The organism is Piscinibacter gummiphilus (assembly GCF_002116905.1).
Classification (GTDB): domain Bacteria; phylum Pseudomonadota; class Gammaproteobacteria; order Burkholderiales; family Burkholderiaceae_C; genus Rhizobacter; species Rhizobacter gummiphilus.
This window is the reverse complement of the sequence record NZ_CP015118.1, coordinates 3,624,548-3,647,379: the sequence shown is the minus strand read 5'-3', so window position 1 is coordinate 3,647,379 and position 22,832 is coordinate 3,624,548. Positions and strand designations below refer to the sequence as shown.

22 protein-coding genes are annotated in these 22,832 nt (G+C 67.3%); 17 read left to right on the top strand and 5 right to left on the bottom strand.

Going from position 1 to position 22,832, the window contains the following annotated elements:
• The first annotated feature begins 74 nt into the window (after positions 1-74).
• The 5 genes from surE to rlmD all read left to right on the top strand — a co-directional run bounded on the left by surE (position 75) and on the right by rlmD (position 5,128).
• Complete coding sequence (gene surE / locus A4W93_RS16395; RefSeq protein WP_085751628.1) at positions 75-833, top strand: 5'/3'-nucleotidase SurE; 759 nt, start codon at positions 75-77, stop codon at positions 831-833.
• A complete protein-coding gene (locus tag A4W93_RS16390) occupies positions 830-1,711 on the top strand; it encodes a protein-L-isoaspartate(D-aspartate) O-methyltransferase (RefSeq protein WP_085754197.1) in 882 nt (293 codons plus the stop codon). The genes surE and A4W93_RS16390 overlap by 4 nt, the downstream gene beginning before the upstream one ends.
• Before the next feature lie 98 nt (positions 1,712-1,809).
• Complete coding sequence (locus A4W93_RS16385) at positions 1,810-2,673, top strand: peptidoglycan DD-metalloendopeptidase family protein (RefSeq protein ID WP_099960068.1); 864 nt, start codon at positions 1,810-1,812, stop codon at positions 2,671-2,673.
• Positions 2,674-2,719: 46 nt separating this feature from the next.
• A complete protein-coding gene (gene rpoS, locus A4W93_RS16380) occupies positions 2,720-3,724 on the top strand; it encodes an RNA polymerase sigma factor RpoS (RefSeq protein WP_085751626.1) in 1,005 nt (334 codons plus the stop codon).
• Positions 3,725-3,775: 51 nt separating this feature from the next.
• Complete coding sequence (rlmD, locus tag A4W93_RS16375) at positions 3,776-5,128, top strand: 23S rRNA (uracil(1939)-C(5))-methyltransferase RlmD (RefSeq protein ID WP_085751625.1); 1,353 nt, start codon at positions 3,776-3,778, stop codon at positions 5,126-5,128.
• A gap of 51 nt (positions 5,129-5,179) precedes the next feature.
• Here rlmD and A4W93_RS16370 read toward each other — a convergent pair whose 3' ends face one another.
• The 3 genes from A4W93_RS16370 to bfr all read right to left on the bottom strand — a co-directional run bounded on the left by A4W93_RS16370 (position 5,180) and on the right by bfr (position 6,827).
• A complete protein-coding gene (locus A4W93_RS16370) occupies positions 5,180-5,881 on the bottom strand; it encodes a Bax inhibitor-1/YccA family protein (protein WP_085751624.1) in 702 nt (233 codons plus the stop codon).
• A gap of 110 nt (positions 5,882-5,991) precedes the next feature.
• Entirely contained in the window at positions 5,992-6,204 is a 213-nt protein-coding gene (locus tag A4W93_RS16365; protein ID WP_085754196.1) for a (2Fe-2S)-binding protein, read from the bottom strand.
• Between the two features lie 146 nt (positions 6,205-6,350).
• Positions 6,351-6,827, bottom strand: coding sequence for a bacterioferritin (bfr, locus tag A4W93_RS16360; protein ID WP_085751623.1), 477 nt, complete (start codon positions 6,825-6,827; stop codon positions 6,351-6,353).
• Positions 6,828-7,123: 296 nt separating this feature from the next.
• Here bfr and carA point away from each other — a divergent pair, with 296 nt between their 5' ends.
• From carA to A4W93_RS16340, 4 genes are all read left to right on the top strand, one after another.
• On the top strand, positions 7,124-8,281 hold the full coding sequence (gene carA / locus A4W93_RS16355) for a glutamine-hydrolyzing carbamoyl-phosphate synthase small subunit (RefSeq protein WP_085754195.1): 1,158 nt from the start codon (positions 7,124-7,126) through the stop codon (positions 8,279-8,281).
• Positions 8,274-11,528, top strand: a complete 3,255-nt coding sequence (gene carB / locus A4W93_RS16350; RefSeq protein ID WP_085751622.1) for a carbamoyl-phosphate synthase large subunit — start codon at positions 8,274-8,276, stop codon at positions 11,526-11,528. The genes carA and carB overlap by 8 nt, the downstream gene beginning before the upstream one ends.
• A 105-nt stretch (positions 11,529-11,633) precedes the next feature.
• Positions 11,634-12,110 carry a transcription elongation factor GreA gene (gene greA, locus A4W93_RS16345; protein WP_085751621.1) on the top strand — a complete coding sequence of 159 codons (477 nt, stop codon included), beginning with the start codon at positions 11,634-11,636 and terminating at the stop codon, positions 12,108-12,110.
• 2 nt (positions 12,111-12,112) lie between these two features.
• On the top strand, positions 12,113-12,562 hold the full coding sequence (locus A4W93_RS16340; RefSeq protein WP_085751620.1) for a DUF4149 domain-containing protein: 450 nt from the start codon (positions 12,113-12,115) through the stop codon (positions 12,560-12,562).
• 31 nt (positions 12,563-12,593) lie between these two features.
• On the opposite strand, the gene A4W93_RS16335 is transcribed toward A4W93_RS16340, so the two are convergent.
• Positions 12,594-13,067, bottom strand: coding sequence for a YhbY family RNA-binding protein (locus tag A4W93_RS16335; protein ID WP_085751619.1), 474 nt, complete (start codon positions 13,065-13,067; stop codon positions 12,594-12,596).
• Positions 13,068-13,099: 32 nt separating this feature from the next.
• On the opposite strand from A4W93_RS16335, the gene A4W93_RS16330 reads away from it, so the two are divergent.
• The 4 genes from A4W93_RS16330 to glmM all read left to right on the top strand — a co-directional run bounded on the left by A4W93_RS16330 (position 13,100) and on the right by glmM (position 18,186).
• Positions 13,100-13,798 (top strand): RlmE family RNA methyltransferase, encoded by a 699-nt coding sequence (locus tag A4W93_RS16330; protein ID WP_085751618.1) that lies wholly within the window; start codon positions 13,100-13,102, stop codon positions 13,796-13,798.
• Positions 13,799-13,950: 152 nt separating this feature from the next.
• A complete protein-coding gene (gene ftsH, locus A4W93_RS16325) occupies positions 13,951-15,852 on the top strand; it encodes an ATP-dependent zinc metalloprotease FtsH (protein WP_085751617.1) in 1,902 nt (633 codons plus the stop codon).
• Positions 15,853-15,946: 94 nt separating this feature from the next.
• Entirely contained in the window at positions 15,947-16,792 is an 846-nt protein-coding gene (gene folP, locus A4W93_RS16320) for a dihydropteroate synthase (RefSeq protein ID WP_085751616.1), read from the top strand.
• A 62-nt stretch (positions 16,793-16,854) separates the two neighbouring features.
• Entirely contained in the window at positions 16,855-18,186 is a 1,332-nt protein-coding gene (gene glmM / locus A4W93_RS16315) for a phosphoglucosamine mutase (RefSeq protein ID WP_085751615.1), read from the top strand.
• A gap of 106 nt (positions 18,187-18,292) precedes the next feature.
• On the opposite strand, the gene A4W93_RS16310 is transcribed toward glmM, so the two are convergent.
• Complete coding sequence (locus A4W93_RS16310; protein WP_085751614.1) at positions 18,293-18,784, bottom strand: fasciclin domain-containing protein; 492 nt, start codon at positions 18,782-18,784, stop codon at positions 18,293-18,295.
• A gap of 229 nt (positions 18,785-19,013) precedes the next feature.
• On the opposite strand from A4W93_RS16310, the gene pstS reads away from it, so the two are divergent.
• The 4 genes from pstS (at position 19,014) to pstB (ending at position 22,821) form a co-directional block, all read left to right on the top strand.
• Positions 19,014-20,048: a phosphate ABC transporter substrate-binding protein PstS gene (gene pstS / locus A4W93_RS16305; RefSeq protein ID WP_085751613.1), complete on the top strand. Its 1,035-nt coding sequence runs from the start codon at positions 19,014-19,016 to the stop codon at positions 20,046-20,048.
• Positions 20,049-20,153: 105 nt separating this feature from the next.
• Positions 20,154-21,131, top strand: a complete 978-nt coding sequence (gene pstC / locus A4W93_RS16300; protein WP_085751612.1) for a phosphate ABC transporter permease PstC — start codon at positions 20,154-20,156, stop codon at positions 21,129-21,131.
• A gap of 32 nt (positions 21,132-21,163) precedes the next feature.
• Positions 21,164-22,015 (top strand): phosphate ABC transporter permease PstA, encoded by an 852-nt coding sequence (gene pstA / locus A4W93_RS16295; RefSeq protein WP_085754194.1) that lies wholly within the window; start codon positions 21,164-21,166, stop codon positions 22,013-22,015.
• Positions 22,016-22,035: 20 nt separating this feature from the next.
• Positions 22,036-22,821, top strand: a complete 786-nt coding sequence (gene pstB, locus A4W93_RS16290; protein WP_085751611.1) for a phosphate ABC transporter ATP-binding protein PstB — start codon at positions 22,036-22,038, stop codon at positions 22,819-22,821.
• Positions 22,822-22,832 lie beyond the last annotated feature (11 nt).

Genomic DNA, 22,832 nt, shown 5'->3' with positions numbered 1-22,832 from the left:
GAAGGCGTCGGCGATCATAAGCACGGCCATCGCGCGCCGGCGTCCCGCAGGTGACGAGTCCTTACAATCGCCGGATGCGCATCCTGATCGCCAACGACGATGGTTACCTCGCCCCCGGGCTCGCCGCCCTGGTCCAGGCCTGCGAAGGGCTCGGCGAACTCGATGTGGTGGCCCCGGAGCAGAACGCGAGCGGCACCTCGAACTCGCTGACCCTGCACCGGCCGCTGTCGGCCTACACCGCCCCGAACGGCTTCCGCTACATCAACGGCACGCCCTCCGACTGCGTGCACGTGGCCCTGACCGGCTGGCTGCCCCAGCGGCCCGACCTGGTGGTGTCGGGCATCAACCAGGGCGCCAACATGGGCGACGACACGCTGTACTCCGGCACCGTGGCCGCGGCCATGGAAGGCTACCTCTTCGGTGTGCCGGCCATCGCGTTCTCCCAGGTGACCAAGGGGTGGGCCCACCTCGACGCCGCCGCGCGCACCGCGCGGTCGATCATCGAGCAGGTGCTGGCCTCGCCGCCCGCGCCGGGCCCGTGGCTGCTCAACGTGAACATCCCGAACCGGGCCGACGCCGACCAGCTGCCGCGCGAGGTCACGCGCCTCGGCCGCCGCCATGCGAGCGAGCCCGTCATCCGGCAGACGAACCCTCAGGGCGACCCGATCTACTGGATCGGCCCGCCGGGAGATGCGCGCCTGGCGGGGGAGGGCACCGACTTCCACGCGACCGCGAACGGCCGCGTGTCGATCACGCCGCTGCAGGTGGACCTCACCGACCACGAGGCCGTACCGGCCTGGCGCCAGTGGGCGAGCCGCGGGGCCGGCCGATGAGCCAGCCCCCGCAACGCCCCAAGTTCCCACTGCAGCTCGAGGGCCTCGACCGGCCCGTGCGGCGTCCCACGTCGGTGCCCGTCGCGTCGCCGAAGCCGGTGGCCACGCCGGTGGCCGGGGCCATCCCGCGCGTGGAGCCGCGGCCCGTGCTGCGGCCCCAGCAGCCGCTGCAGCAGGCCGCGCTCGATTCGGCGCGCCGTGTCGCGCCGTCCGGCCTCGGGCTGGACTCCGCGGGCATCCGCAAGCGCATGGTCGACCGCCTCGTGGCGGCCGGCCTGCGCGACGAGCTCGTCAAGGACGCGATGTCGCAGGTGCCGCGCCACGTGTTCGTCGACACCGCGCTCGTGAACCAGGCCTACGAGGACACGAGCCTGCCGATCGGCCTCGGCCAGACGATCTCGAAGCCGTCGGTGGTGGCTCGCATGATCGAGTTGCTGATGGCCGGCGCGAACGCGCGGACGAAGCGCTCGCTCGGCCAGGCGCTCGAGATCGGCACGGGCTGCGGCTACCAGGCCGCGGTGCTCGCACGGCTGTCGCGGCAGGTGATGAGCATCGAGCGGCTGCGCCCGCTGCACGACAAGGCCCGCGAGAACCTCGCGCCCTTGCGGCAGATGAACATCCGGCTGGTGTATGGTGACGGGATGCGGGGGCATCCTCCCAACGCCCCCTACGACAGCATCATCTCTGCGGCCGGCGGCGAGGCGCTCCCGGACGCATGGCTCGCGCAGCTCGCCGTGGGCGGGCGCCTCGTGGCACCGGTGCACGACGCATCGGGGGCCCGCCAGGTGCTCGTGGTGGTGGACAGGACGGACGAAGGATTCACGCGCTCGGTTCACGAGGCGGTGCATTTCGTCCCATTAAAATCAGGATTGGATTGATGGCATTGGTATCGATGGTTTCCTCATTCGACAGGGCGCAGAACGCCCGCAACGTTTCGTCGGGACGCACGGCATCGTGGTGCCGCATCGCCGGCGCCATGGCCTTGGTGGCGCTGATGGCCGCCTGCGCGGCGCCGCGCACGAGCCGCGCGCCGGTGGAAGAGCGCACGGTCGGCAAGACGAACGCCGCCTCGGCCCCGTCGGCCGCCGCCTCCGCACCCGCCGAGCCGGTCAAGCTGCCGCCGGGCGCCGAGAATGCGGGCAAACCCGGCTACTTCACGGTCCGCCCTGGTGACACGCTGATCCGCGTGGGCCTCGAGACGGGGCAGAACTGGAAGGACCTGGTCAAGTGGAACAACCTCGAGAATCCGAACGTGCTCGAAGTGGGCCAGGTGCTGCGGGTGGTGGCGCCGGGCGTCGATCCGTCGGCCACCGCGACGCGGCCGGTCACGTCCGGCAAGGTCGAGGCCCGTCCGCTCGACGCGCCGAAGGAACCCGCGAAGGCGGCCAGCGCGGCGTCCGCTCCGGCCACGCCGCCGGTGGCCACTGCGCCGACCCCGGCACCGGCACCGGCCGCCTCGAACGGCGGCGACGACGACGTCAATTGGTTGTGGCCCGCGTCGGGCCAGGTGGTGTCGCGCTTCGATGAAGTCCGCAGCAAGGGCCTCGGCATCGCCGGCAAGGCCGGTGATCCGGTGCTCGCGGCCGCCGACGGGCGTGTCGTCTACGCGGGTTCGGGTTTGCGCGGGTACGGCAACCTCGTCATCCTCAAGCACAACAACACCTACCTGACCGCATACGCGCACAATCAGGCTCTGCTCGTGAAGGAGGAGCAGACTGTCAAGCGCGGCCAGAAGATCGCCGAGATGGGCGCCACCGATTCGGACCGCGTGAAACTGCACTTCGAGATCCGCAAACAAGGCAAGCCGGTCGACCCGGAGAAGCTGCTCCCGTCGCGCTGACGCGCACCTCGCCGCGCTCGCCTCGTTTCCTGTCACAGGCAACACCATGGCAAAGAAGCACGGCGAAGGTTTGAACGGCAACGCGGCCGAGCCGGCCGGGTTGCCGCTGTCCGGGACCTCGTCCGCCGAGGTGCCCGCGGACACGCCCGATCTCGACGACGCCGCCATCGTGGTGCCCGCCGCCGGCCTGCCGGCCGGCGAGGGCGAGGTGGGCAACACCTTGCAGACCTACCTGCGGGAGATCCGCCGCGCGCCGCTCTTCACGCCCGAGGAGGAGTACGCGGCGGCGGTGCGCGCCCGCGATGGCGACTTCGCCGCGCGGCAGGAGATGATCGAGCGCAACCTGCGCCTCGTCGTCAGCATCGCGAAGAACTACCTGGGCCGCGGCCTGCCGCTCACCGACCTCATCGAGGAGGGCAACCTGGGGCTGATGCACGCGATCGGCAAGTTCGAGCCCGAGCGCGGTTTCCGCTTCTCGACGTACGCGTCGTGGTGGATCCGCCAGAGCGTCGAGCGGGCCATCATGCACCAGGCCCGCCTCGTGCGGCTGCCCGTGCATGTGGTGCGCGAGCTCAACCAGGTGCTGAAGGCGCGCCGAGCCCTCGAGTCGCGGCAGCCCGTCGACGGGGCCGAGAACCACGTGCGGGTGGAGGACATCGCCGCGCGGGTGGGGCGGCCGGTGGAGGAGGTGAGCGAGCTGCTGCGCTTCTCCGAGCTGCCCACGTCGCTCGATGCGCCCGTCGACCGCGAGAGCACCGATTCCATGCTCGATGGCGTGGCCGACGAGGCCGCGCTCGATCCCATGAGCCACACCCTGAGCCACGAGGTCGACGTGCTGCTGCAGCACGGCCTCGAGGAACTGAACGACCGCGAGCGCGAGGTGCTGTCGGGCCGCTACGGGCTGCGCGACCGCGAGCCCGAGACGCTGGAGGTGCTGGCCGAACGGCTGGGCCTGACCCGCGAGCGCATCCGCCAGATCCAGCAGGAGGCGCTCGTGAAGCTGCGCCGGCGCATGGCGCGCAGCGGGGTGGATCGCGACTCGCTCTTCTGATTCCGAGTCGGCTGCTCGGACACCCTCCCGCCGTCGCGGGATAATCGCGGGATGACTCAAGCAAGTGAATGGCTCAAGGTCGAGTCCCTCGACCTCGAAGGCCAGGGCGTGGCCCACAACGAAGAAGGCAAGGTGGTGTTCATCGACGGGGCCCTGCCCGGCGAGGAGGTGCAGGTCACCGTGGGCCGCCGCAAGAACAACTGGGAGCAGGCGTCGATCGCGGCGCTGCGCAGCGAGAGCTCGCAGCGGGTGACGCCGCAGTGCAAGCACTTCGGCACCTGCGGGGGCTGCAAGCTGCAGCACTTCCACGTGGGCGCTCAGGTGGCGACCAAGCAGCGCGCGCTCGAAGACGCGCTGTGGCACCTCGGCAAGGTCAAGGCCGAGCGGCTGATGCGCCCCATCGAGGGCCCGGCGTGGGGCTACCGTTTCCGTGCGCGCCTGTCGGTGCGCCACGTCGCGAAGAAGGGCAAGGTGCTGGTGGGTTTCCACGAGCGCAAGTCCACGTTCGTCGCCGACATGGACAGCTGCGAGGTGCTGCCGAAGCACCTGAGCGACATGCTCAAACCGCTGGCCGACCTCGTGATGTCGATGGACGGGCGCGACCGCTGCCCGCAGATCGAGGTGGCGGTGGGCGCCGAGACCACGGCGCTGGTGCTGCGGCACCTGGAGCCGCTCAGTGCCGGCGACGTCGAGAAGCTGCGGGCCTTCGCCGCCGAGCGCGGCGTCCAGTGGTGGCTGCAGCCCAAGGGGCCGGACACCGTGCACCGCCTCGACGAGGGCGGGGCGCCGCTGAACTACACACTGCCCGAGTTCGGGCTGTCGATGCCGTTCAAGCCCACCGACTTCACGCAGGTGAACCATCAGATCAACCGCGTGCTGGTGGGTCGCGCGCTGCGGCTGCTCGACGCGCAGCGCGGCGAGCGGGTCATCGATTGGTTCTGCGGCCTCGGCAACTTCACGTTGCCCATCGCGACGCAGGCGCGCGAGGTGCTGGGCATCGAGGGCAGCGAGGCGCTGGTGGCCCGCTCGCGCGAAAACGCGTCGGCCAACGGGCTGGCGGCCAAGACGTCGTTCGAGGCGCGCAACCTGTTCGAGATCGCGCCGTCCGACCTCGTGACGTACGGCGCCGCGGACAAGTGGCTGGTGGACCCGCCCCGCGAAGGCGCATTCGCCCTCGCCAAGGCCGTGGCCGACCTGCACCAGGATCCGTCGCTGGCACCGGGCTTCGTGCTGCCTCGCCGGATCGTCTACGTGAGCTGCAACCCGGCCACGCTGGCGCGCGACGCGGGCCTGCTCGTGCACCAGGGCGGCTACCGGGCCGCCGCGGCGGGGGCGGTGAACATGTTCCCGCACACGGCCCACGTCGAGAGCATCGCGGTGTTCGAGCGCGACGACGCGGTGTGACCAACGACAACGGGGCCCGCGGGCCCCGTTGTTTCATCCGGCGTCGCCGACTCAGTCGGAGTCGCCGCCGAAGATGCCGAGGATGCTCAGCAGGTTGACGAACACGTTGTAGACGTCGAGGTAGATCGCGAGCGTGGCGGTGATGTAGTTCGTTTCACCGCCGTCGATCACGCGCTTGAGGTCGTACAGCATGAAGGCCGAGAAGATCACGATGGCCAGCACCGAGACCGTGAGCATCAGCGCGGGCAGCTGCAGCCAGATGTTCGCGACGCTCGCGACGATCAGGCCGATCACGCCCACCATCAGCCACTTGCCCAGCCCGGAGATGTCGCGCTTGAGCGTGGAGGCGAGCGAGGCCATGCCGATGAACACCAGGGCGGTGCCACCGAAGGCCATCATGATGAGCTGGCTGCCGTTGCTGAAGCCCAGCACCGCGCCGATCAGGCGCGACAGCATCAGCCCCATGAAGAACGTGAAGCCGAGCAGCAGGGCCACGCCCACGCCCGAGTTCTTGAACTTCTCGATCGCGTAGAAGAAGCCGAAGGCGATCGCCATGAAGGCGATGAAACCGATGAACGGGTTCGCGGCGAAGAAGTTGAAGCCGGTGGCGACGCCGACCCAGGCGCCCAGCACCGTGGGCACCATCGAGAGGGCCAGCAGCCAGTAGGTGTTGCGCAACACGCGGTTGCGTTCGGCCACGGCGGTGCCGGAAGTGGCATACGCGCCGTAGGCGGTTTGCAGGTTGTCGTTCATGGAACCTCCAGTCGTGGAAACCAACGTTGGGTCAGACCCGACAAGAGGTTACAGGTTCCGTGCCAGGCCGGCGAGTTGGCCGGCCGTCCCGAGGGGGGATCAGGAGGGCATCAGGCGGCGAGGGCGACGCGGATGGGGAGGAAGTGCACCGGAACGGCGCCGGCGCGGGCGGATTCGAACGTTTCGCGGGCGCAGTCTGCGCAGTTGCCGCAGCAGGTCGCCACGCCGGTGTCCATCTGGAGTTCGTCGAAGCTCGCGCAACCACCCTTGGCGTGGCGCTCGATGTCACGGTCGGAAACGCGTCGGCAGACACAAACAATCATCGTCTCAGCTCCGGGCCTGTTCAGCTGGCCACTGGACGTGATCATAAATAGGAATGATTCCCACTTCAAGCCCCCATGAAAAAGGGGCGCCCCAAAAGTGTGTCTTTTTTGGGTGCGCCCCCGATCCGGGGTGGTGCGGGGACCGTTTACTCGGCGTCGCCCATCTGGGATTGCAGGTAGTTCTGCAGGCCGACCTTGTCGACGAGGTCGATCTGGGTCTCGAGGAAGTCGATGTGTTCCTCGGTGTCGTCGAGGATGCCCTGGAGCAGGTCACGGGAGACGTAGTCGCGCACGCTTTCGCAGTAGGCGATGCCGTCCTTGATGGTGGCCTGCGCGCCGCGCTCGGACTTCAGGTCGCAGTTCAGGATCTCGACGGTGTCCTCGCCGACCAGCAGCTTGCCCAGGTCCTGGAGGTTGGGCAGACCGTCGAGCGTGAAGATGCGGCTCATGAGGATGTCGGCGTGTTTCATCTCGCCGATCGACTCCTCGTATTCCTTCTTGGCCAGCTTGTCGAAGCCCCAGTGCTTGAGCATCCGGTAATGCAGGAAGTACTGGTTGATCGCGGTCAGCTCGTTCTTCAGCTGCGCGTTCAGATGCTCGATGACTTTCGGGTCGCCCTTCATGGCTTTTCCTTCTTATGGTTGGGATCAGACGGGCATTGTCCCGCCGATGCGTTCATCGGGGGTGAAGCCGGATCGGCAAGCCAGGGCTCTAGAAACGATAACCGTTCTTGCTCCTGACCGAGTGTCAAAAAAGGGTCGCATGTCGAGTACAATGCGAGGGTTTACCTGCAACCATCTCGCCCAGCAAAACCCTCGCGGTTTTCCTGCTGAAAACTCCCCCAGTTTTCTCCACCGGACCTTCGCTCCTCGAGCGGAGCTGGGCGCGCACAGAATCGGAGAATCGCGTGCCCGCGCCACTGCTGCCCATACAAGAACAGGCTCTTCTCGCTCTCGCGGACGGAACAGTCTTCCAAGGCATCTCCATCGGCGCAGTGGGGCACACGGTCGGCGAAGTCGTGTTCAACACGTCGCTCACCGGGTACCAGGAGATCCTCACCGACCCGAGCTATGCCCGCCAGATCGTCACGCTGACCTACCCGCACATCGGCAGCTACGGCGTGAACGCCGAAGACGTCGAGGCTCGCAAGGTCCATGCCGCCGGCCTGATCATCAAGGACCTGCCGATCCGCGCCTCGAACTTCCGCGAGACGATGACGCTGTCGCAGTACCTGCAGCGCGAGGGCACCGTCGCTATCGCCAACATCGACACCCGCCAGCTCACCCGCCTGCTGCGCACGAAGGGCGCCCAGAACGGCTGCATCCTGACGCTGCCCGCCGGTGAATCCATCACCCAGGCCGACCGCGACCGAGCCATCGAGCTGGCCCAGGCCGCCCCGAGCATGGCCGGCCTCGACCTGGCCCAGGTGGTCACGCAGGGTGGCATCACCGAGTGGACCGAGACCGAATGGGCCCTCGGCACCGGCTTCGGCGAGGTCAAGGACGCCAAGTACCACGTGGTGGCCTACGACTACGGCGTCAAGCGCAACATCCTGCGCATGCTGGCGAGCCGCGGCTGCCGCGTGACGGTGGTGCCGGCGAAGACGCCCGCCGCCGACGTGCTGGCCATGAACCCGGACGGCGTGTTCCTCAGCAACGGCCCCGGCGACCCGGAGCCGTGCGACTACGCCATCGAGTCCACCCGCCAGATCATCGAGACGGGCGTGCCCACGTTCGGCATCTGCCTCGGCCACCAGATCATGGCGCTCGCCTCGGGCGCCCGCACGTTCAAGATGAAGTTCGGCCACCACGGCGGCAACCACCCCGTGAAGGACCTGGACACCAACCAGGTCAGCATCACCAGCCAGAACCACGGCTTCGCGGTGGACGAGAAGTCGCTGCCGGCCAACCTGCGCCCCACGCACATCAGCCTGTTCGACGGCACGCTGCAGGGCCTGGCCCGCACCGACAAACCCGCTTTCTGTTTCCAGGGCCACCCCGAGGCCTCTCCCGGTCCCCATGACATTGCGTACCTTTTCGACCGCTTCACCGCGCTGATGGAGAAGAAGAATGCCTAAGCGCGACGACCTCAAATCGATCCTCATCATCGGCGCCGGCCCGATCATCATCGGCCAGGCCTGCGAATTCGACTACTCCGGCGCCCAGGCCTGCAAGGCCCTGCGCGAAGAGGGCTACAAGGTCATCCTGGTCAACAGCAACCCGGCGACCATCATGACCGACCCGGAGATGGCCGATGTGACCTACATCGAACCCATCACCTGGCAGGTGGTCGAGAAGATCATCGCCAAGGAACGCCCCGACGCGGTGCTGCCCACCATGGGTGGCCAGACGGCGCTGAACTGCGCGCTCGACCTGCACAAGCACGGCGTGCTGGCCAAGTACGACGTCGAGATGATCGGCGCGAACGAGAAGGCCATCGAGAAGGCGGAAGACCGCCTGAAGTTCAAGGACGCCATGACCGGCATCGGCCTCGGCTCCGCGCGCTCGGGCATCGCCCACTCGATGGAAGAGGCGCTCGCGGTGCAGCGGCGCATCATGCAGGAGATCGGCGGCACGGGCTTCCCGATGGTGATCCGCCCGAGCTTCACGCTCGGCGGCACCGGCGGCGGCATCGCCTACAACCCCGAAGAGTTCGAAGAGATCTGCAAGCGCGGCCTCGACCTGTCCCCCACGAAGGAACTCCTCATCGAGGAAAGCCTGATCGGGTGGAAGGAGTACGAGATGGAAGTGGTCCGCGACAGCAAGGACAACTGCATCATCGTCTGCGCCATCGAGAACCTGGACCCCATGGGCATCCACACTGGTGACTCGATCACCGTGGCGCCGGCCCAGACCCTCACGGATCGCGAATACCAGCTGCTGCGCAACGCCTCCATCGCCATCTTGCGCGAGATCGGCGTCGACACCGGCGGCTCGAACGTCCAGTTCTCCATCAACCCGAAGGACGGCCGCATGGTCGTCATCGAGATGAACCCGCGCGTGAGCCGCTCGTCGGCCCTCGCGTCGAAGGCCACGGGCTTCCCCATCGCCAAGGTGGCGGCGAAGCTGGCCGTGGGCTACACGCTCGACGAACTGCGCAACGACATCACCGGCGGTGCCACGCCCGTGTCGTTCGAGCCCAGCATCGACTACGTCGTCACGAAGATCCCGCGTTTCGCGTTCGAGAAGTTCCCGGCCGCCGATTCGCACCTGACCACGCAGATGAAGTCGGTGGGCGAGGTGATGGCCATGGGCCGCACCTTCCAGGAAAGCTTCCAGAAGGCGCTGCGCGGCCTCGAGACCGGCATCGACGGCCTGACGGAACGCAGCACCGACCGCGACGAGATCATCGAGGAGATCGGCGAAGCCGGCCCCGAGCGCATCCTCTACGTGGGCGATGCCTTCCGCATCGGCATGACGCTCGACGAGATCCACGAGGAAACCTCGATCGATCCATGGTTCCTCGCCCAGATCGAGCAACTCATCCAGACCGAGAGCGCCCTGCAGGGCCGCGCCCTCGAAAGCCTGTCGGCCGCCGAGCTGCGTTTCCTGAAGCAGAAGGGCTTCTCGGACCGTCGCCTCGCCAAGCTGCTGGGCACGAACCAGCACGCCGTGCGTGAAGCCCGCTGGGCCCAGAACGTGCGCCCGGTCTACAAGCGCGTGGACACCTGCGCCGCCGAATTCGCCACGCAGACGGCCTACATGTACTCGACGTACGACGCCGAGTGCGAAGCCGCGCCCACCACGAACAAGAAGATCGTGGTGCTGGGCGGTGGCCCGAACCGCATCGGCCAGGGCATCGAGTTCGACTACTGCTGCGTCCACGCCGCCCTCGCGATGCGCGAAGACGGCTACGAGACCATCATGGTCAACTGCAACCCCGAAACCGTGTCCACCGACTACGACACGTCCGACCGCCTGTACTTCGAGCCGGTGACGCTCGAAGACGTGCTCGAGATCGTCGACAAGGAAAAGCCGGTCGGCGTGATCGTGCAGTACGGCGGCCAGACCCCGCTGAAGCTCGCGCTCGACCTGGAGCGCGCCGGCGTGCCCATCGTGGGCACCACCCCGGACAGCATCGACATCGCCGAAGACCGCGAGCGCTTCCAGGCCCTGCTGAACACGCTGGGCCTCAAGCAGCCGCCGAACCGCACCGCCCGCACCGAGGAGCAGGCGCTGCAACTCGCCGGTGAGATCGGCTACCCGCTCGTGGTGCGCCCGAGCTACGTGCTCGGCGGCCGCGCGATGGAAATCGTGCACGGCGACAAGGACCTGGAGCGCTACATGCGCGAGGCCGTGAAGGTCTCCGAGAAGTCGCCCGTGCTGCTCGACCGCTTCCTCGACGACGCGATCGAGGTGGACGTCGACTGCATCAGCGACGGCACCGACTGCATGATCGGCGGCATCATGGAACACGTGGAGCAGGCCGGCATCCACTCGGGCGACTCCGCCTGCTCGCTGCCGCCGTACTCGCTGCCGAAGTCGCTGCAGGATGAACTGCGCCGCCAGACGGTGCTGATGGCCAAGGCCCTGAACGTCAAGGGCCTGATGAACGTGCAGTTCGCCATCCAGGGCGAGGGCGCCGACGCCATCGTGTACGTGCTCGAGGTGAACCCTCGCGCGTCGCGCACGGTGCCGTTCGTCTCGAAGGCCACCGGCCAGGCGCTCGCGAAGATCGCCGCCCGCTGCATGGTCGGCCAGAAGCTCTCGGAGCAGCGTTCGAGCGACGGCAAGCCGCCGCGCGAGGTGATCCCGCCGTACTTCTCGGTCAAGGAAGCCGTCTTCCCGTTCAACAAGTTCCCGGGCGTGGACCCCATCCTCGGCCCCGAGATGCGTTCCACGGGTGAAGTGATGGGCGCCGGCCGCACCTTCGGCGAGGCCATGCTCAAGAGCCAGCTCGGCGCCGGCTCGCGCCTGCCCACGAAGGGCACGGTCTGCATCACCGTGAAGAACAACGACAAGGCACGTGCCGTCGTGCTGGCCCGCGAACTGCACCAGCTCGGCTTCCAGGTCGTGGCCACCAAGGGCACGGCCGCGGCCATCACCGAAGGTGGTGTGCCGGTGCGCGTGGTCAACAAGGTGAAGGACGGCCGTCCGCACATCGTCGACATGCTGAAGGCGGGCGAGATCCAGCTCGTGTTCACCACGGTCGACGAAACGCGCACGGCCATCGCCGACTCGCGCCACATCCGCCAGGCGGCGCTCGCGAACCGCATCACGTACTACACGAGCATGGCGGGCTGCGAAGCGGCGGTGGAGGGCATGAAACACCAGGATGACCTGGTGGTGTTGTCCCTGCAAGAGCTGCACGCGGAACTGCACTAAACTCATCCGACACTCAGTTTGCATGTCGGCCGCCGCCGGCCTCCCGCGAGGGAGAGGGCGGCGGTTTCTTTTCAGCTTCACATCTTCGTGATCCAGGGTTGAACCATGGCTACCATTCCCCTCACCAAACGCGGCGCCGAGAAGCTCAAGGAAGAGCTCCATCGCCTGAAGACCGTCGAACGCCACGCCGTCGTGCAGGCCATTGCCGAAGCGCGCGCGCAGGGTGACCTCTCCGAAAACGCCGAGTACGAGGCCGCCAAGGACAAGCAGGGCTTCATCGAGGGCCGCATCCTCGAGATCGACGGCAAGCTGGCCGCCGCCCAGATCATCGACCCGGCCGCGCTGAACGCGGAAGGCCGCGTGGTCTTCGGTGCCACGGTCGACCTGGAAGACGAGGACTCGGGCAAGGCGGTCACGTACCAGATCGTGGGCGAGGACGAAGCCGACCTGAAGGAAGGCCGCATCTCGATCAACTCGCCCATCGCGCGTGCGCTGATCGGCAAGGAAGCCGGCGCCGTGGCCGAGGTGAACGCTCCGGGCGGCCTCAAGAGCTACGAGATCATCGAAGTCCGCTACATCTGACCGTGGCGCGCCCCGACCCCCGGCGTGTCGCCGCCGTGCTGGCTGGCCTCTGGGCCGGTGCCGTGCTGGCCGTGGCCTTCATCGGCACGCCCGCCGGCTTCGCCCTGGTGCCGCGCGACGTGGCCGGCAAGCTCGCCGGCTTCATGCTGACGCGCGAGGCCTACCTGAGCATCGCGATGAGCGTGGTGCTGTTCCTGGTGGTGCGGGCCGAGGCCCGTGCGGCGGCCCGGTTGAAGCAGGGCTCCGTGCTGAGTGCCAATGTGCTGCTGGTGATGGGCGCGCTGTTCTGCACCGTGTTCGGCCACTTCGGCATCGGGTCGGCGATGGACGCGGCCCGGGAGGGCAAGGGTGCGCTGTCGTTCGGCGCCCTGCATGGCATTTCGGTCGCCGTCTTCGGGCTGAAGGGCCTGCTCGTGCTGGCCCTGGCCTGGCGCCTCACGGCGCCGCGCTGACCGGGCCGCGCGGCCCGGTCGGGGTCGGACTTCAATCGGTCTGGGTCTTCTTCACGCTGGTCACGCGCTTGTGCGCGCGCTTGACCTGGCCGCCGGCGGCGATGCGCTGGTTGCCCAGCACCGTGATCTTCTTGACCTGCGGGCGGTGGTTGCCGCTCTTCGAGAACTTCAGGATCTTGACCACCTTCGGGCCGGCCATGCGGCCTTCCCGTTCGGCTTTTTCCTTCTCGACCGGCGGGCGCCACAGCAGCAGGAGCTTGCCGATGTGCTGGATGGGGGCGGCGTTCAGGTCGTGGGCGAGCTTGGCGAGCATGCCCTCGCGGGCGGCCCGGTCGTCGGAGAAGACGCGCACCTTGATGAGCCCGTGGGAGCTCAGGGCGAGGTCGACTTCCTTGATGACGGCAGGCGTGAGCCCATCGCCGCCGATCAGGACGACCGGGTCGAGGTGATGGGCGGCCGAGCGCTGTTCCTTGCGCTGGGCGGGGGTGAGTTCAATGGCAGGCATGCCGCTATTATCGTTGCCGTACGGGAATCTCGATGAAGACGCAGACAAAAAGCAAGAAGGTCAACAAGGCGTGGCTCAACGACCACGTGAACGACACGTACGTCAAGCTCGCCCAGAAAGAGGGCTACCGGGCCCGCGCCGCCTACAAGCTCAAGGAGATCGACGAGCAGCTGGGCCTCGTGAAGCCCGGCCAGCTGGTGGTCGACCTGGGCGCCGTGCCGGGCGCCTGGAGCCAGTACCTCCGGCGCAAGTTCGCCCCGAAGGACGCCGGCACGGGCGGGGCGGCCGTCGGCCAGCTCAACGGCACCATCATCGCGCTGGACCTGCTCCCGTTCGAGCCCATCGAGGGCGTGCACTTCATCCAGGGCGACTTCCGCGAGGACGCCGTGCTGGCCGAACTGGACGCCGCCGTGGATGGCCGCCCGGTCGACCTGGTGGTGTCCGACATGGCGCCCAACCTGTCGGGCATCGGCAGCGCCGATGCCGCCCGCATCGAGGGCCTGGTCGAACTGGCCGTCGATTTCGCCCAGGACCACCTGGTGCCGAACGGGGCGCTGGTGGCCAAGGTGTTCCACGGCGCCAGTTACAACCCCCTGGTCGACCTGTTCAAGAAGACCTTCCGCGTGGTCAAGGCCATCAAGCCGAAGGCCTCCCGGGACAAATCGTCTGAAACCTTTCTGGTGGGAATCGGTCTGAAATCGGGTGGAAGGGCGGCAGGGAAGGCTGGCTGAGTTCCGTCGAATGGCCGGAATAGCCGTGCGGGAAGGTGATACATGCACGGCAGGCGTGGCCCTTGACTGGACTAGAATGGTCCCCATCTGCCGTGGATGCGTGGCACATCGTGTGCCGGCGACGAAGATACTGATGGCATGAAGGAAACGCGGTGAACAATCAATGGTTCTCTAAAGTCGCTGTCTGGCTGGTGATCGCGCTCGTGCTGTTCACCGTGTTCAAGCAGTTCGACAAGAGCGGAACACAGGGCCAGCAGATCGCTTACTCGGAGTTCCTCGAGGAAGTGCGCGCCAAGCGCATCAAGTCCGTGATCCTGCCGGAAGGTCCGGTCGGTGGTGACATCACCGCCATCACGACCGACGACAAACGCCTGCGCAGCACGGTCACGTACCTCGACCGCGGCCTCGTCGGCGACCTGATCGCCAGCGGCGTCAAGTTCGACGTGAAGCCCCGTGAAGAGCAGTCGGTGCTGATGAGCATCCTGCTGAACTGGGGTCCCATGATGCTGCTGATCGGCGTCTGGATCTACTTCATGCGCCAGATGCAGGGCGGCGGCAAGGGCGGTGCGTTCAGCTTCGGCAAATCGAAGGCGCGCATGCTCGACGAAGCCAACAACACCACCACCTTCGCGGATGTCGCCGGTTGCGACGAGGCGAAGGAGGAAGTGCGCGAGCTGGTCGACTTCCTGAAGGACCCGCAGCGCTTCCAGAAACTCGGCGGCCGCATCCCCCGCGGCGTGCTGCTGGTCGGCCCTCCGGGCACCGGCAAGACCCTGCTCGCCAAGGCCATCGCCGGTGAGGCCAAGGTCCCGTTCTTCAGCATCTCCGGCTCCGACTTCGTCGAGATGTTCGTCGGCGTGGGCGCGGCCCGCGTGCGCGACATGTTCGAGCAGGCCAAGAAGAGCGCCCCCTGCATCATCTTCGTCGACGAAATCGACGCGGTCGGCCGCCATCGTGGCGCGGGCCTCGGCGGCGGCAACGACGAACGCGAGCAGACGCTGAACCAGATGCTCGTCGAGATGGACGGTTTCGAGACCAACCTCGGCGTGATCGTCATGGCGGCCACGAACCGCCCGGACATCCTCGACCCCGCGCTGCTGCGCCCGGGCCGCTTCGACCGCCAGGTCTACGTGACGCTGCCCGACGTGCGCGGCCGCGAGCAGATCCTCACCGTGCACATGCGCAAGGTGCCGGTCGGCCAGGACATCCGCGCCGACATCCTGGCGCGCGGCACCCCGGGCTTCTCGGGTGCCGACCTCGCCAACCTGGTGAACGAGGCCGCCCTGTTCGCCGCCCGCCGCAACGGCCGGGTGGTCGACATGGTCGACTTCGAGCGCGCCAAGGACAAGATCATGATGGGCCCCGAGCGGAAGTCCATGGTCATGCCCGAGGAAGAGCGCCGCAACACCGCGTACCACGAAGCCGGCCACGCCCTGGTGGCGCGCCTGCTGCCGAAGACCGACCCGGTCCACAAGGTCACCGTGATCCCGCGCGGCCGTGCCCTGGGTGTCACCATGCAGCTGCCGGAAGGCGACCGCTACAGCCTCGACAAGGAACGCATGCTCAGCACCATCTCCGTGCTGTTCGGCGGCCGCATCGCCGAGGAAGTGTTCATGAACCAGATGACCACCGGTGCCAGCAACGACTTCGAGCGTGCCACGCAGATCGCCCGCGACATGGTCACCCGCTACGGCATGACCGACGAGCTGGGCCCCATGGTCTACGCCGAGAACGAGGGCGAGGTCTTCCTCGGCCGTTCGGTGACCAAGCAGGTCAACGTGTCCGAGCAGACGATGCAGAAGGTCGACGGCGTGATCCGCCGCATCATCGACGAGCAGTACGGCATCGCCCGCAAGCTCATCGAGGACAACCAGGACAAGATGCACGCGATGGCCAAGGCGCTCCTCGAATGGGAAACCATCGACGCCGACCAGATCGACGACATCATGAACGACCGTCCGCCGCGTCCGCCGAAGGACTGGAGCACCGGCTCGAGCAAGCCGAGCGGCCCCACGCCGCCGGTGAACCCGGGCAGCGCCCCGGCCGCGGCCTGAGCGCGACCACGGCGATCCTGATCGCTTGACCACAACGGGGCTTCGGCCCCGTTGTTCATTGCGGCCCCTGTTTTCTCTTCGCTTCTTCCGCCCGATGTTCTGGCAAACCACTCGTTTTCGCATCGACCTGGGCCGACCCCGGGTGATGGGCATCGTCAACATCACCCCGGACTCGTTCTCCGACGGCGGGCAGCATGCCTCCACGGCCGCCGCGCTGCGCCATTGCGAGCGGCTGATCGAGGAGGGGGCCGACATCCTCGACATCGGCGGGGAATCCAGCCGCCCGGGTTCGGACCCGGTCTCGCTCGAGGACGAACTGGCCCGCGTGCTGCCGGTGCTGCGCGACGCCGCCCGGCTCGGCGTGCCGCTGTCCATCGACACCTACAAGCCCGGCGTGATGCGCGCGGCGCTCGACCTGGGCGTGGACATCGTCAACGACATCGCGGCGCTCGGCCAGCCGGGCGCCCTGGAGGTGGTGGCCTCGCACCCGTCCTGTGGTGTGTGCCTGATGCACATGCGGGGCGAGCCCAAGACCATGCAGGCCGAGGAGCCGGTCTACGGCGACGTCGTGGCCGAGGTGGCGGCGTTCCTGCGGGAGCGGGCCGATGCCGTGCGGGCGGCCGGGGTGGCCGCGGAGCGCATCACCCTCGACCCGGGCATTGGCTTCGGCAAGACGTCCGCCCACAACCTGGCGCTGCTCGCCCGCCAGCGGGAACTGCTGCCCCTCGGGTATCCGCTGCTGGTGGGCTGGTCGCGCAAGCGTACCCTCGGTGAGGTGACCGGCCGCCCGGTGGGCGATCGTGTGGCCGCCAGTGTCGCGGCCGCCCTGGCCAGCGTGAACCACGGGGCCCGCATCGTCCGCGTCCACGACGTGGCCGCCACGGCCGACGCCCTCAAGGTGTGGGGGGCCGCCGGTTCGGGGGATGCTGCGGCCTCCTGAGTGCCGCACAATCCACGCCCACGGCGCCCCACGCCTCCAGACTCTTCAGCGGACAACACAAGATGAGCAGAACCTATTTCGGCACCGACGGCATCCGTGGCACGGTGGGCCAGTCCCCCATCACCCCCGATTTCATGCTCCGCCTCGGCAATGCCGTCGGCCGGGTGCTGAAATCCAGCATCGACCGTCCCACCGTGCTGATCGGCAAGGACACGCGCATTTCCGGCTACATGATCGAATCGTCGCTCGAGGCCGGTTTCGCCTCGGCAGGGGTCGATGTGCTGCTGACCGGTCCGCTGCCCACCCCGGGCGTGGCCTACCTGACGCGCGCGCTGCGTCTGGACCTGGGCGTGGTGATCAGCGCCTCGCACAACGCGTACCCGGACAACGGCATCAAGTTCTTCTCCGCCAGCGGTGAAAAGCTGCCCGATGAATGGGAGATCCAGGTCGAAGCCGCGCTGAAGCAGGAACCCGAATGGGTCGCGTCGGCCCAGCTCGGCAAGGCGCGCCGCCTGGAGGCCGCCCGCGGCCGCTACGTGGAGTTCTGCAAGAGCACCTTCGCGAACGACCTGTCCCTGAAGGGCCTGAAGATCGTCGTCGACGCCGCCCATGGCGCGGCGTACCAGACGGCCCCCGAGGTGTTCCACGAGCTGGGCGCCGAGGTGATCTGCATCGGCTGCAGCCCGGACGGCGTCAACATCAACGCCAACTGCGGGGCCACATCGCCGGCGGCGCTCGTGGCGGCCGTCAAGGAACACAAGGCCCACTACGGCGTGGCGCTCGACGGCGACGCCGACCGCCTGCAGATGGTGGACGGCGAGGGCCGCCTCTACAACGGCGACGAGCTGCTGTACGTGATGGTGGCCGACCGGCTGCTCCAGGGGCAGCGGGTTCCGGGCGCCGTGGGCACGCTGATGACCAACATGGCCGTCGAGGTGGCCCTGAAGGCGCGCGACGTCGAATTCGTGCGCGCGAAGGTCGGCGACCGCTACGTGCTGGAGGAGCTGGCCAGCCGCGGCTGGCTGCTGGGCGGGGAGGGCTCCGGCCACCTGCTGGCCCTGGACCGCCACACCACCGGCGACGGCATCGTGAGCTCCCTGCAGATCCTGCAGGCCGTGGCCCGCAGCGGCAAGACGCTGGCCCAGCTGCTGGACGGTGTGACGCTGTTCCCGCAGACGCTCGTCAACGTGCGCCTGAAGCCGGGCCAGGACTGGAAGGCCACGCCGGGCCTCGCCGCCGAGCAGGCCGCGGTGGAGAAGGAACTGGGCAACAACGGCCGCCTGCTGATCCGGCCGTCGGGCACGGAGCCCCTGGTGCGCGTGATGGTGGAGGCGCGCGACCCGAAGGTGGCGCAGGCCAGCGCCGAGCGCCTGGCCAACCTGCTGCGCGCCTGACGCGGCGCCTGCCGCTTCGGCGGCAGGCCGGAAACGAAACCGGCCGCACGAGGCGGCCGGGGAGGGAAGCGGGCCGCGGGAGCGGCCCGATGTCCTTCGGTTCTGCTTACTTCGCCGCCGGCGGGGTCAGCACGCGGTCGATCACGTGCACGACACCGTTGGTGGCCTTCAGGTCGGGCGTCGTCACGACAGCGTCTTCGATCGTGATGAAAGTACCGGACTTGGAGAGGGCCACGTTGGCGCCATTCAGGGTCGGGGCGTTGCCGTTGCGCACGTTGTCGGACGTCATGGTGCCCGGCACCACGTGGAACTTGAGCAGGGCGACAACGCGGGCCTTGTCCTTCGACAGGGATTCCCACGCCTTGGCCGGAACGGCCTTGAACGCGTCGTCCGTCGGGGCGAACACCGTGAACGGGCCGGCGGCGTTGAGCGCGTCGGTCAGGCCGTTGTCGACGATGAGCTTGTTCAGGGTGGACAGCTGCGGGGTTTCGGCGATGGTCTGCGCCACGGTCTTCGGAGCGGGGGTCGAGGCGCAGCCCACGAGGAACAGGGCAGCGGCGGCCGTGCTGGCGAGGAGCCAGGAGCGTTTTTTCATCATGTCAGGAACTCCTAAGGGTAAAGAACCCGGGCCGGCGCCATCCCCGACGCTCATTCCCGGGACTGTGATGGAGCTTATGGATGCCATGTGACAACTCCGTGAATGTCGAATGACAATCAAGGTCCGGTGCTTTATGACAATTGAGGATCCGAGTTGTCATTTCATTGTCACAGAGGACTTTTACAGTTCGCTGCATCCCCCTCAGTCAGTATGCATGAAAGGTATGCAAATGAACTTTCCCCTGATCCGAACCGCCGTGGCACTGGCAATGACCGTGGGTGCCAGCGCGGCCATGGCCCAGGACGTGACCGGCGCCGGCGCGAGCTTCCCGGCTCCCCTGTATGCCAAGTGGGCTGATTCGTACAACAAGGCCACCGGCGCCCGCATCAACTACCAATCCGTCGGCTCTGGTGCCGGCATGAAGCAGATCCGTGGCAAGACGGTCGACTTCGGCGCTTCCGACGCCCCCCTGAAGGACGACGAGCTGGCCAAGGACGGCCTCGTGCAGTTCCCCACCGTCATCGGTGGCGTGATCCCCGTCGTGAACATCAAGGGCATCGCTGCCGGCCAGATCAAGCTGACGGGCCAGGCCCTCGGCGACATCTACCTCGGCAAGATCACCAAGTGGAACGACCCGGCGCTGACCGCGCTGAACCCGGGCGTGCCGCTGCCGGATGCCACCATCTCCGTGGTCCGCCGCGCCGACGGCTCGGGCACCAGCTTCATCTTCACGAACTACCTGTCGAAGGTGAACGCCGAGTGGAAGGCCAAGGTCGGCGAAGGCACCGCCGTGAACTGGCCCACCGGCGCGGGCGGCAAGGGCAACGAAGGCGTGTCGGCCTTCGTGCAGCGCCTGCCGAACTCGATCGGCTACGTCGAGTACGCCTACGTCAAGCAGAACAAGATGACGTACACCCAGCTGAAGAACAAGGACGGCAACTTCGCCTCGCCGGACGACGCCGCCTTCAAGTCGGCCGCCGCCGGTGCCGACTGGGCCAAGTCGTTCTACCAGGTGCTGACCGAGCAGCCGGGCAAGGATTCGTGGCCCATCACCGGCGCCACGTTCATCATGATGCACAAGGCGCAGGACAAGCCGGCTTCGGCCTCCGCAGCCCTGAAGTTCTTCGAGTGGGCGTACGCCAACGGCGACAAGTCCGCCGGCGACCTCGAGTACGTCGCGCTGCCGGAAGCCGTGAAGAACCTGGTGCGCAAGCAGTGGGGCGACATCAAGGGCGCCGACGGCAAGGCCATCGCGTTCAAGTGATCGACCCGGGGCGCCGGATCCGTTGGGGGTCCGGCGCCCTGACAACCGAATACCGGAGGCGCCGTGGCCGCTACACTCCCCGCATCGCATTACGACAACGACAAGATGTCCCGTTCCGAACCCACGGGGCGGCCCCCCGAGACCCGCAAGTCGGCCCCGTGGGCTGACACGGTCTTTTCGGCACTCGCCCATGGCGCAGCCATCCTCACGCTGCTGCTGCTCGCCGGCATCATCGTGTCGCTGCTGGTCGGCGCCGCGCCGTCCATCAAGGCCTACGGCCTGAGCTTCCTCTGGACCAGCGACTGGGATCCCGTCCAGAACAAGTACGGCGGCCTGGTCATGATCTACGGCACGCTGATGACCTCGTTCATCGCGCTGCTCATCGCCGTGCCGGTCAGCTTCGGCATCGCGCTCTTCCTCACCGAACTCTCGCCCAACTGGCTCCGCCGCCCGCTGGGCATCGCCGTCGAACTGCTCGCCGCCGTGCCGTCCATCGTGTATGGCATGTGGGGCCTGCTGGTGTTCAGCCCGGTGCTGGCCACCTACGTGCAGCAGCCGCTGCAATCGCTGTTCGCCGGCGTGCCGGTGCTGTCGACCCTCGTGTCCGGCGCCCCCGTGGGCATCGGCATCCTGTCGGCCGGCATCATCCTCGCCATCATGATCATCCCCTTCATCGCGTCGGTGATGCGCGACGTGTTCGCCGTCACCCCCCCGATGCTGAAGGAATCGTCGTACGCCCTCGGGTCCACCACCTGGGAAGTCGTGTTCAAGGTCGTGCTGCCGTACACCAAGACCGGTGTCATCGGCGGCATCATGCTCGGCCTCGGCCGCGCCCTCGGCGAAACCATGGCCGTCACGTTCGTGATCGGCAACTTCAACCAGCTCAACAGCCTGTCGCTGTTCGAGGCCGCCAACAGCATCTCCTCCGCCCTGGCCAACGAGTTCGCCGAAGCGGGTGAAGGCCTGCACCAGGCCTCGCTGATCTACCTGGGTCTCGTGCTGTTCTTCATCACCTTCGTGGTGCTGTCGCTGTCGCGCCTGCTGCTGGCCCGCCTCAAGAAGAACGAAGGAGCCCGCACGTGAGCGCCACCCCCTCCACCGACGGCTTCATCCGCATGGACGAAGCGCGGCTCTCGAAGCACCGCCGCCGCAAGGCCGTCAACGGCGTCGCGCTGACCCTGTCGATGGGTGCGATGGCCTTCGGGATCTTCTGGCTGTTCTGGATCCTGTTCGAGACCATCGGCCTCGGCATCGGCGGCCTGAACCTGTCGACGTTCACCGAGATGACCCCGCCCCCGATGGCCGACAGCGGCGGCCTCGCCAACGCGATCTTCGGCTCGCTCGTGATGGTCGGCCTCGCCACCTTCGTGGGCGCCCCGATCGGCGTGCTGGCCGGCATCTACCTCGGCGAGTACGGCCAGAAGACCTGGCTCGGCGGCACGGTGCGTTTCATCAACGACATCCTGCTGTCGGCACCGAGCATCGTGATCGGCCTGTTCATCTACACGGTGGTCGTGTCGCAGTTCAAGTCCTTCTCGGCCATCGCCGGCATCCTGGCCCTGGCCCTGATCGTGATCCCGGTCGTCATCCGCACCACCGAGAACATGCTGACGCTGGTGCCCAACGCGCTGCGCGAAGCCGCCTACGCGCTCGGCACGCCCAAGTGGCGCGTCATCCTGACCATCACGCTGAAGTCGGCCCGCGCCGGCGTCATCACCGGCATCCTGCTGGCCCTGGCCCGCATCGCCGGCGAAACCGCGCCGCTGCTGTTCACCGCGCTGTCGAACCAGTTCTGGACCTCGAGCCTGACCGAGCCGATGGCCAGCCTGCCCGTGACGATCTTCAAGTTCGCCATGAGCCCGTATGAAAACTGGCAGAAGCTCGCCTGGGCCGGCGTCTTCCTGATCACGGTCGGTGTGCTCGCGCTCAACATCCTGGCGCGCGTGCTCTTCCGTCACAAGAACTGATTTCCGAGGGAACACCTTCCATGGACACCAAAGTCGAATTCCCCGTCACCGACGCGCCGAAGCTGTCGGTCCGTGATCTGAACTTCTATTACGGCGCCTTCCACGCGCTCAAGCACATCAACCTCGACATCCCCGAGAAGAAGGTCACCGCCTTCATCGGCCCGTCGGGCTGCGGCAAGTCGACGCTGCTGCGCACCTTCAACCGCATGTTCGAGCTCTACCCCGAACAGCGCGCCGAAGGCTCCATCACCATCGACGGCGAGAACATCCTCAAGAGCCGCCAGGACGTGTCGCTGATCCGCGCCAAGATCGGCATGGTCTTCCAGAAGCCCACGCCGTTCCCGATGTCGATCTACGACAACATCGCCTTCGGCGTGCGCCTGTTCGAGACGCTGCCGCGTGTCGAGATGGACGAACGTGTCGAGTGGGCCCTGAAGAAGGCCGCGCTGTGGAACGAGGTGAAGGACAAGCTGAACCAGAGCGGTTCGGGCCTGTCGGGCGGCCAGCAGCAGCGCCTGTGCATCGCGCGCGGCATCGCGATCAAGCCCGAGGTGCTCCTGCTCGACGAGCCGTGCTCGGCGCTGGACCCCATCTCCACCGGCAAGATCGAGGAACTGATCCACGAGCTGAAGGACGACTACACGGTCGTCATCGTGACGCACAACATGCAGCAGGCGGCCCGCTGCTCGGACTACACCGCGTACATGTACCTCGGTGACCTGATCGAGTTCGGTCCCACCTCCGAACTCTTCATGAAGCCGAAGAAGAAGGACACCGAGGACTACATCACGGGTCGCTTCGGCTGACCCCGGACCAG

Coding starts and splice junctions, on each gene's coding strand:
- surE (WP_085751628.1), top strand. CDS start 75: ATGCGCATCCTGATCGCCAACGACGATGGTTACCTCGCCCCCGGGCTC.
- A4W93_RS16390 (WP_085754197.1), top strand. CDS start 830: ATGAGCCAGCCCCCGCAACGCCCCAAGTTCCCACTGCAGCTCGAGGGC.
- A4W93_RS16385 (WP_099960068.1), top strand. CDS start 1,810: ATGGCCTTGGTGGCGCTGATGGCCGCCTGCGCGGCGCCGCGCACGAGC.
- rpoS (WP_085751626.1), top strand. CDS start 2,720: ATGGCAAAGAAGCACGGCGAAGGTTTGAACGGCAACGCGGCCGAGCCG.
- rlmD (WP_085751625.1), top strand. CDS start 3,776: ATGACTCAAGCAAGTGAATGGCTCAAGGTCGAGTCCCTCGACCTCGAA.
- A4W93_RS16370 (WP_085751624.1), bottom strand. CDS start 5,881: ATGAACGACAACCTGCAAACCGCCTACGGCGCGTATGCCACTTCCGGC.
- A4W93_RS16365 (WP_085754196.1), bottom strand. CDS start 6,204: ATGATTGTTTGTGTCTGCCGACGCGTTTCCGACCGTGACATCGAGCGC.
- bfr (WP_085751623.1), bottom strand. CDS start 6,827: ATGAAGGGCGACCCGAAAGTCATCGAGCATCTGAACGCGCAGCTGAAG.
- carB (WP_085751622.1), top strand. CDS start 8,274: ATGCCTAAGCGCGACGACCTCAAATCGATCCTCATCATCGGCGCCGGC.
- greA (WP_085751621.1), top strand. CDS start 11,634: ATGGCTACCATTCCCCTCACCAAACGCGGCGCCGAGAAGCTCAAGGAA.
- A4W93_RS16335 (WP_085751619.1), bottom strand. CDS start 13,067: ATGCCTGCCATTGAACTCACCCCCGCCCAGCGCAAGGAACAGCGCTCG.
- A4W93_RS16330 (WP_085751618.1), top strand. CDS start 13,100: ATGAAGACGCAGACAAAAAGCAAGAAGGTCAACAAGGCGTGGCTCAAC.
- folP (WP_085751616.1), top strand. CDS start 15,947: ATGTTCTGGCAAACCACTCGTTTTCGCATCGACCTGGGCCGACCCCGG.
- glmM (WP_085751615.1), top strand. CDS start 16,855: ATGAGCAGAACCTATTTCGGCACCGACGGCATCCGTGGCACGGTGGGC.
- A4W93_RS16310 (WP_085751614.1), bottom strand. CDS start 18,784: ATGATGAAAAAACGCTCCTGGCTCCTCGCCAGCACGGCCGCCGCTGCC.
- pstS (WP_085751613.1), top strand. CDS start 19,014: ATGAACTTTCCCCTGATCCGAACCGCCGTGGCACTGGCAATGACCGTG.
- pstC (WP_085751612.1), top strand. CDS start 20,154: ATGTCCCGTTCCGAACCCACGGGGCGGCCCCCCGAGACCCGCAAGTCG.
- pstA (WP_085754194.1), top strand. CDS start 21,164: ATGGACGAAGCGCGGCTCTCGAAGCACCGCCGCCGCAAGGCCGTCAAC.
- pstB (WP_085751611.1), top strand. CDS start 22,036: ATGGACACCAAAGTCGAATTCCCCGTCACCGACGCGCCGAAGCTGTCG.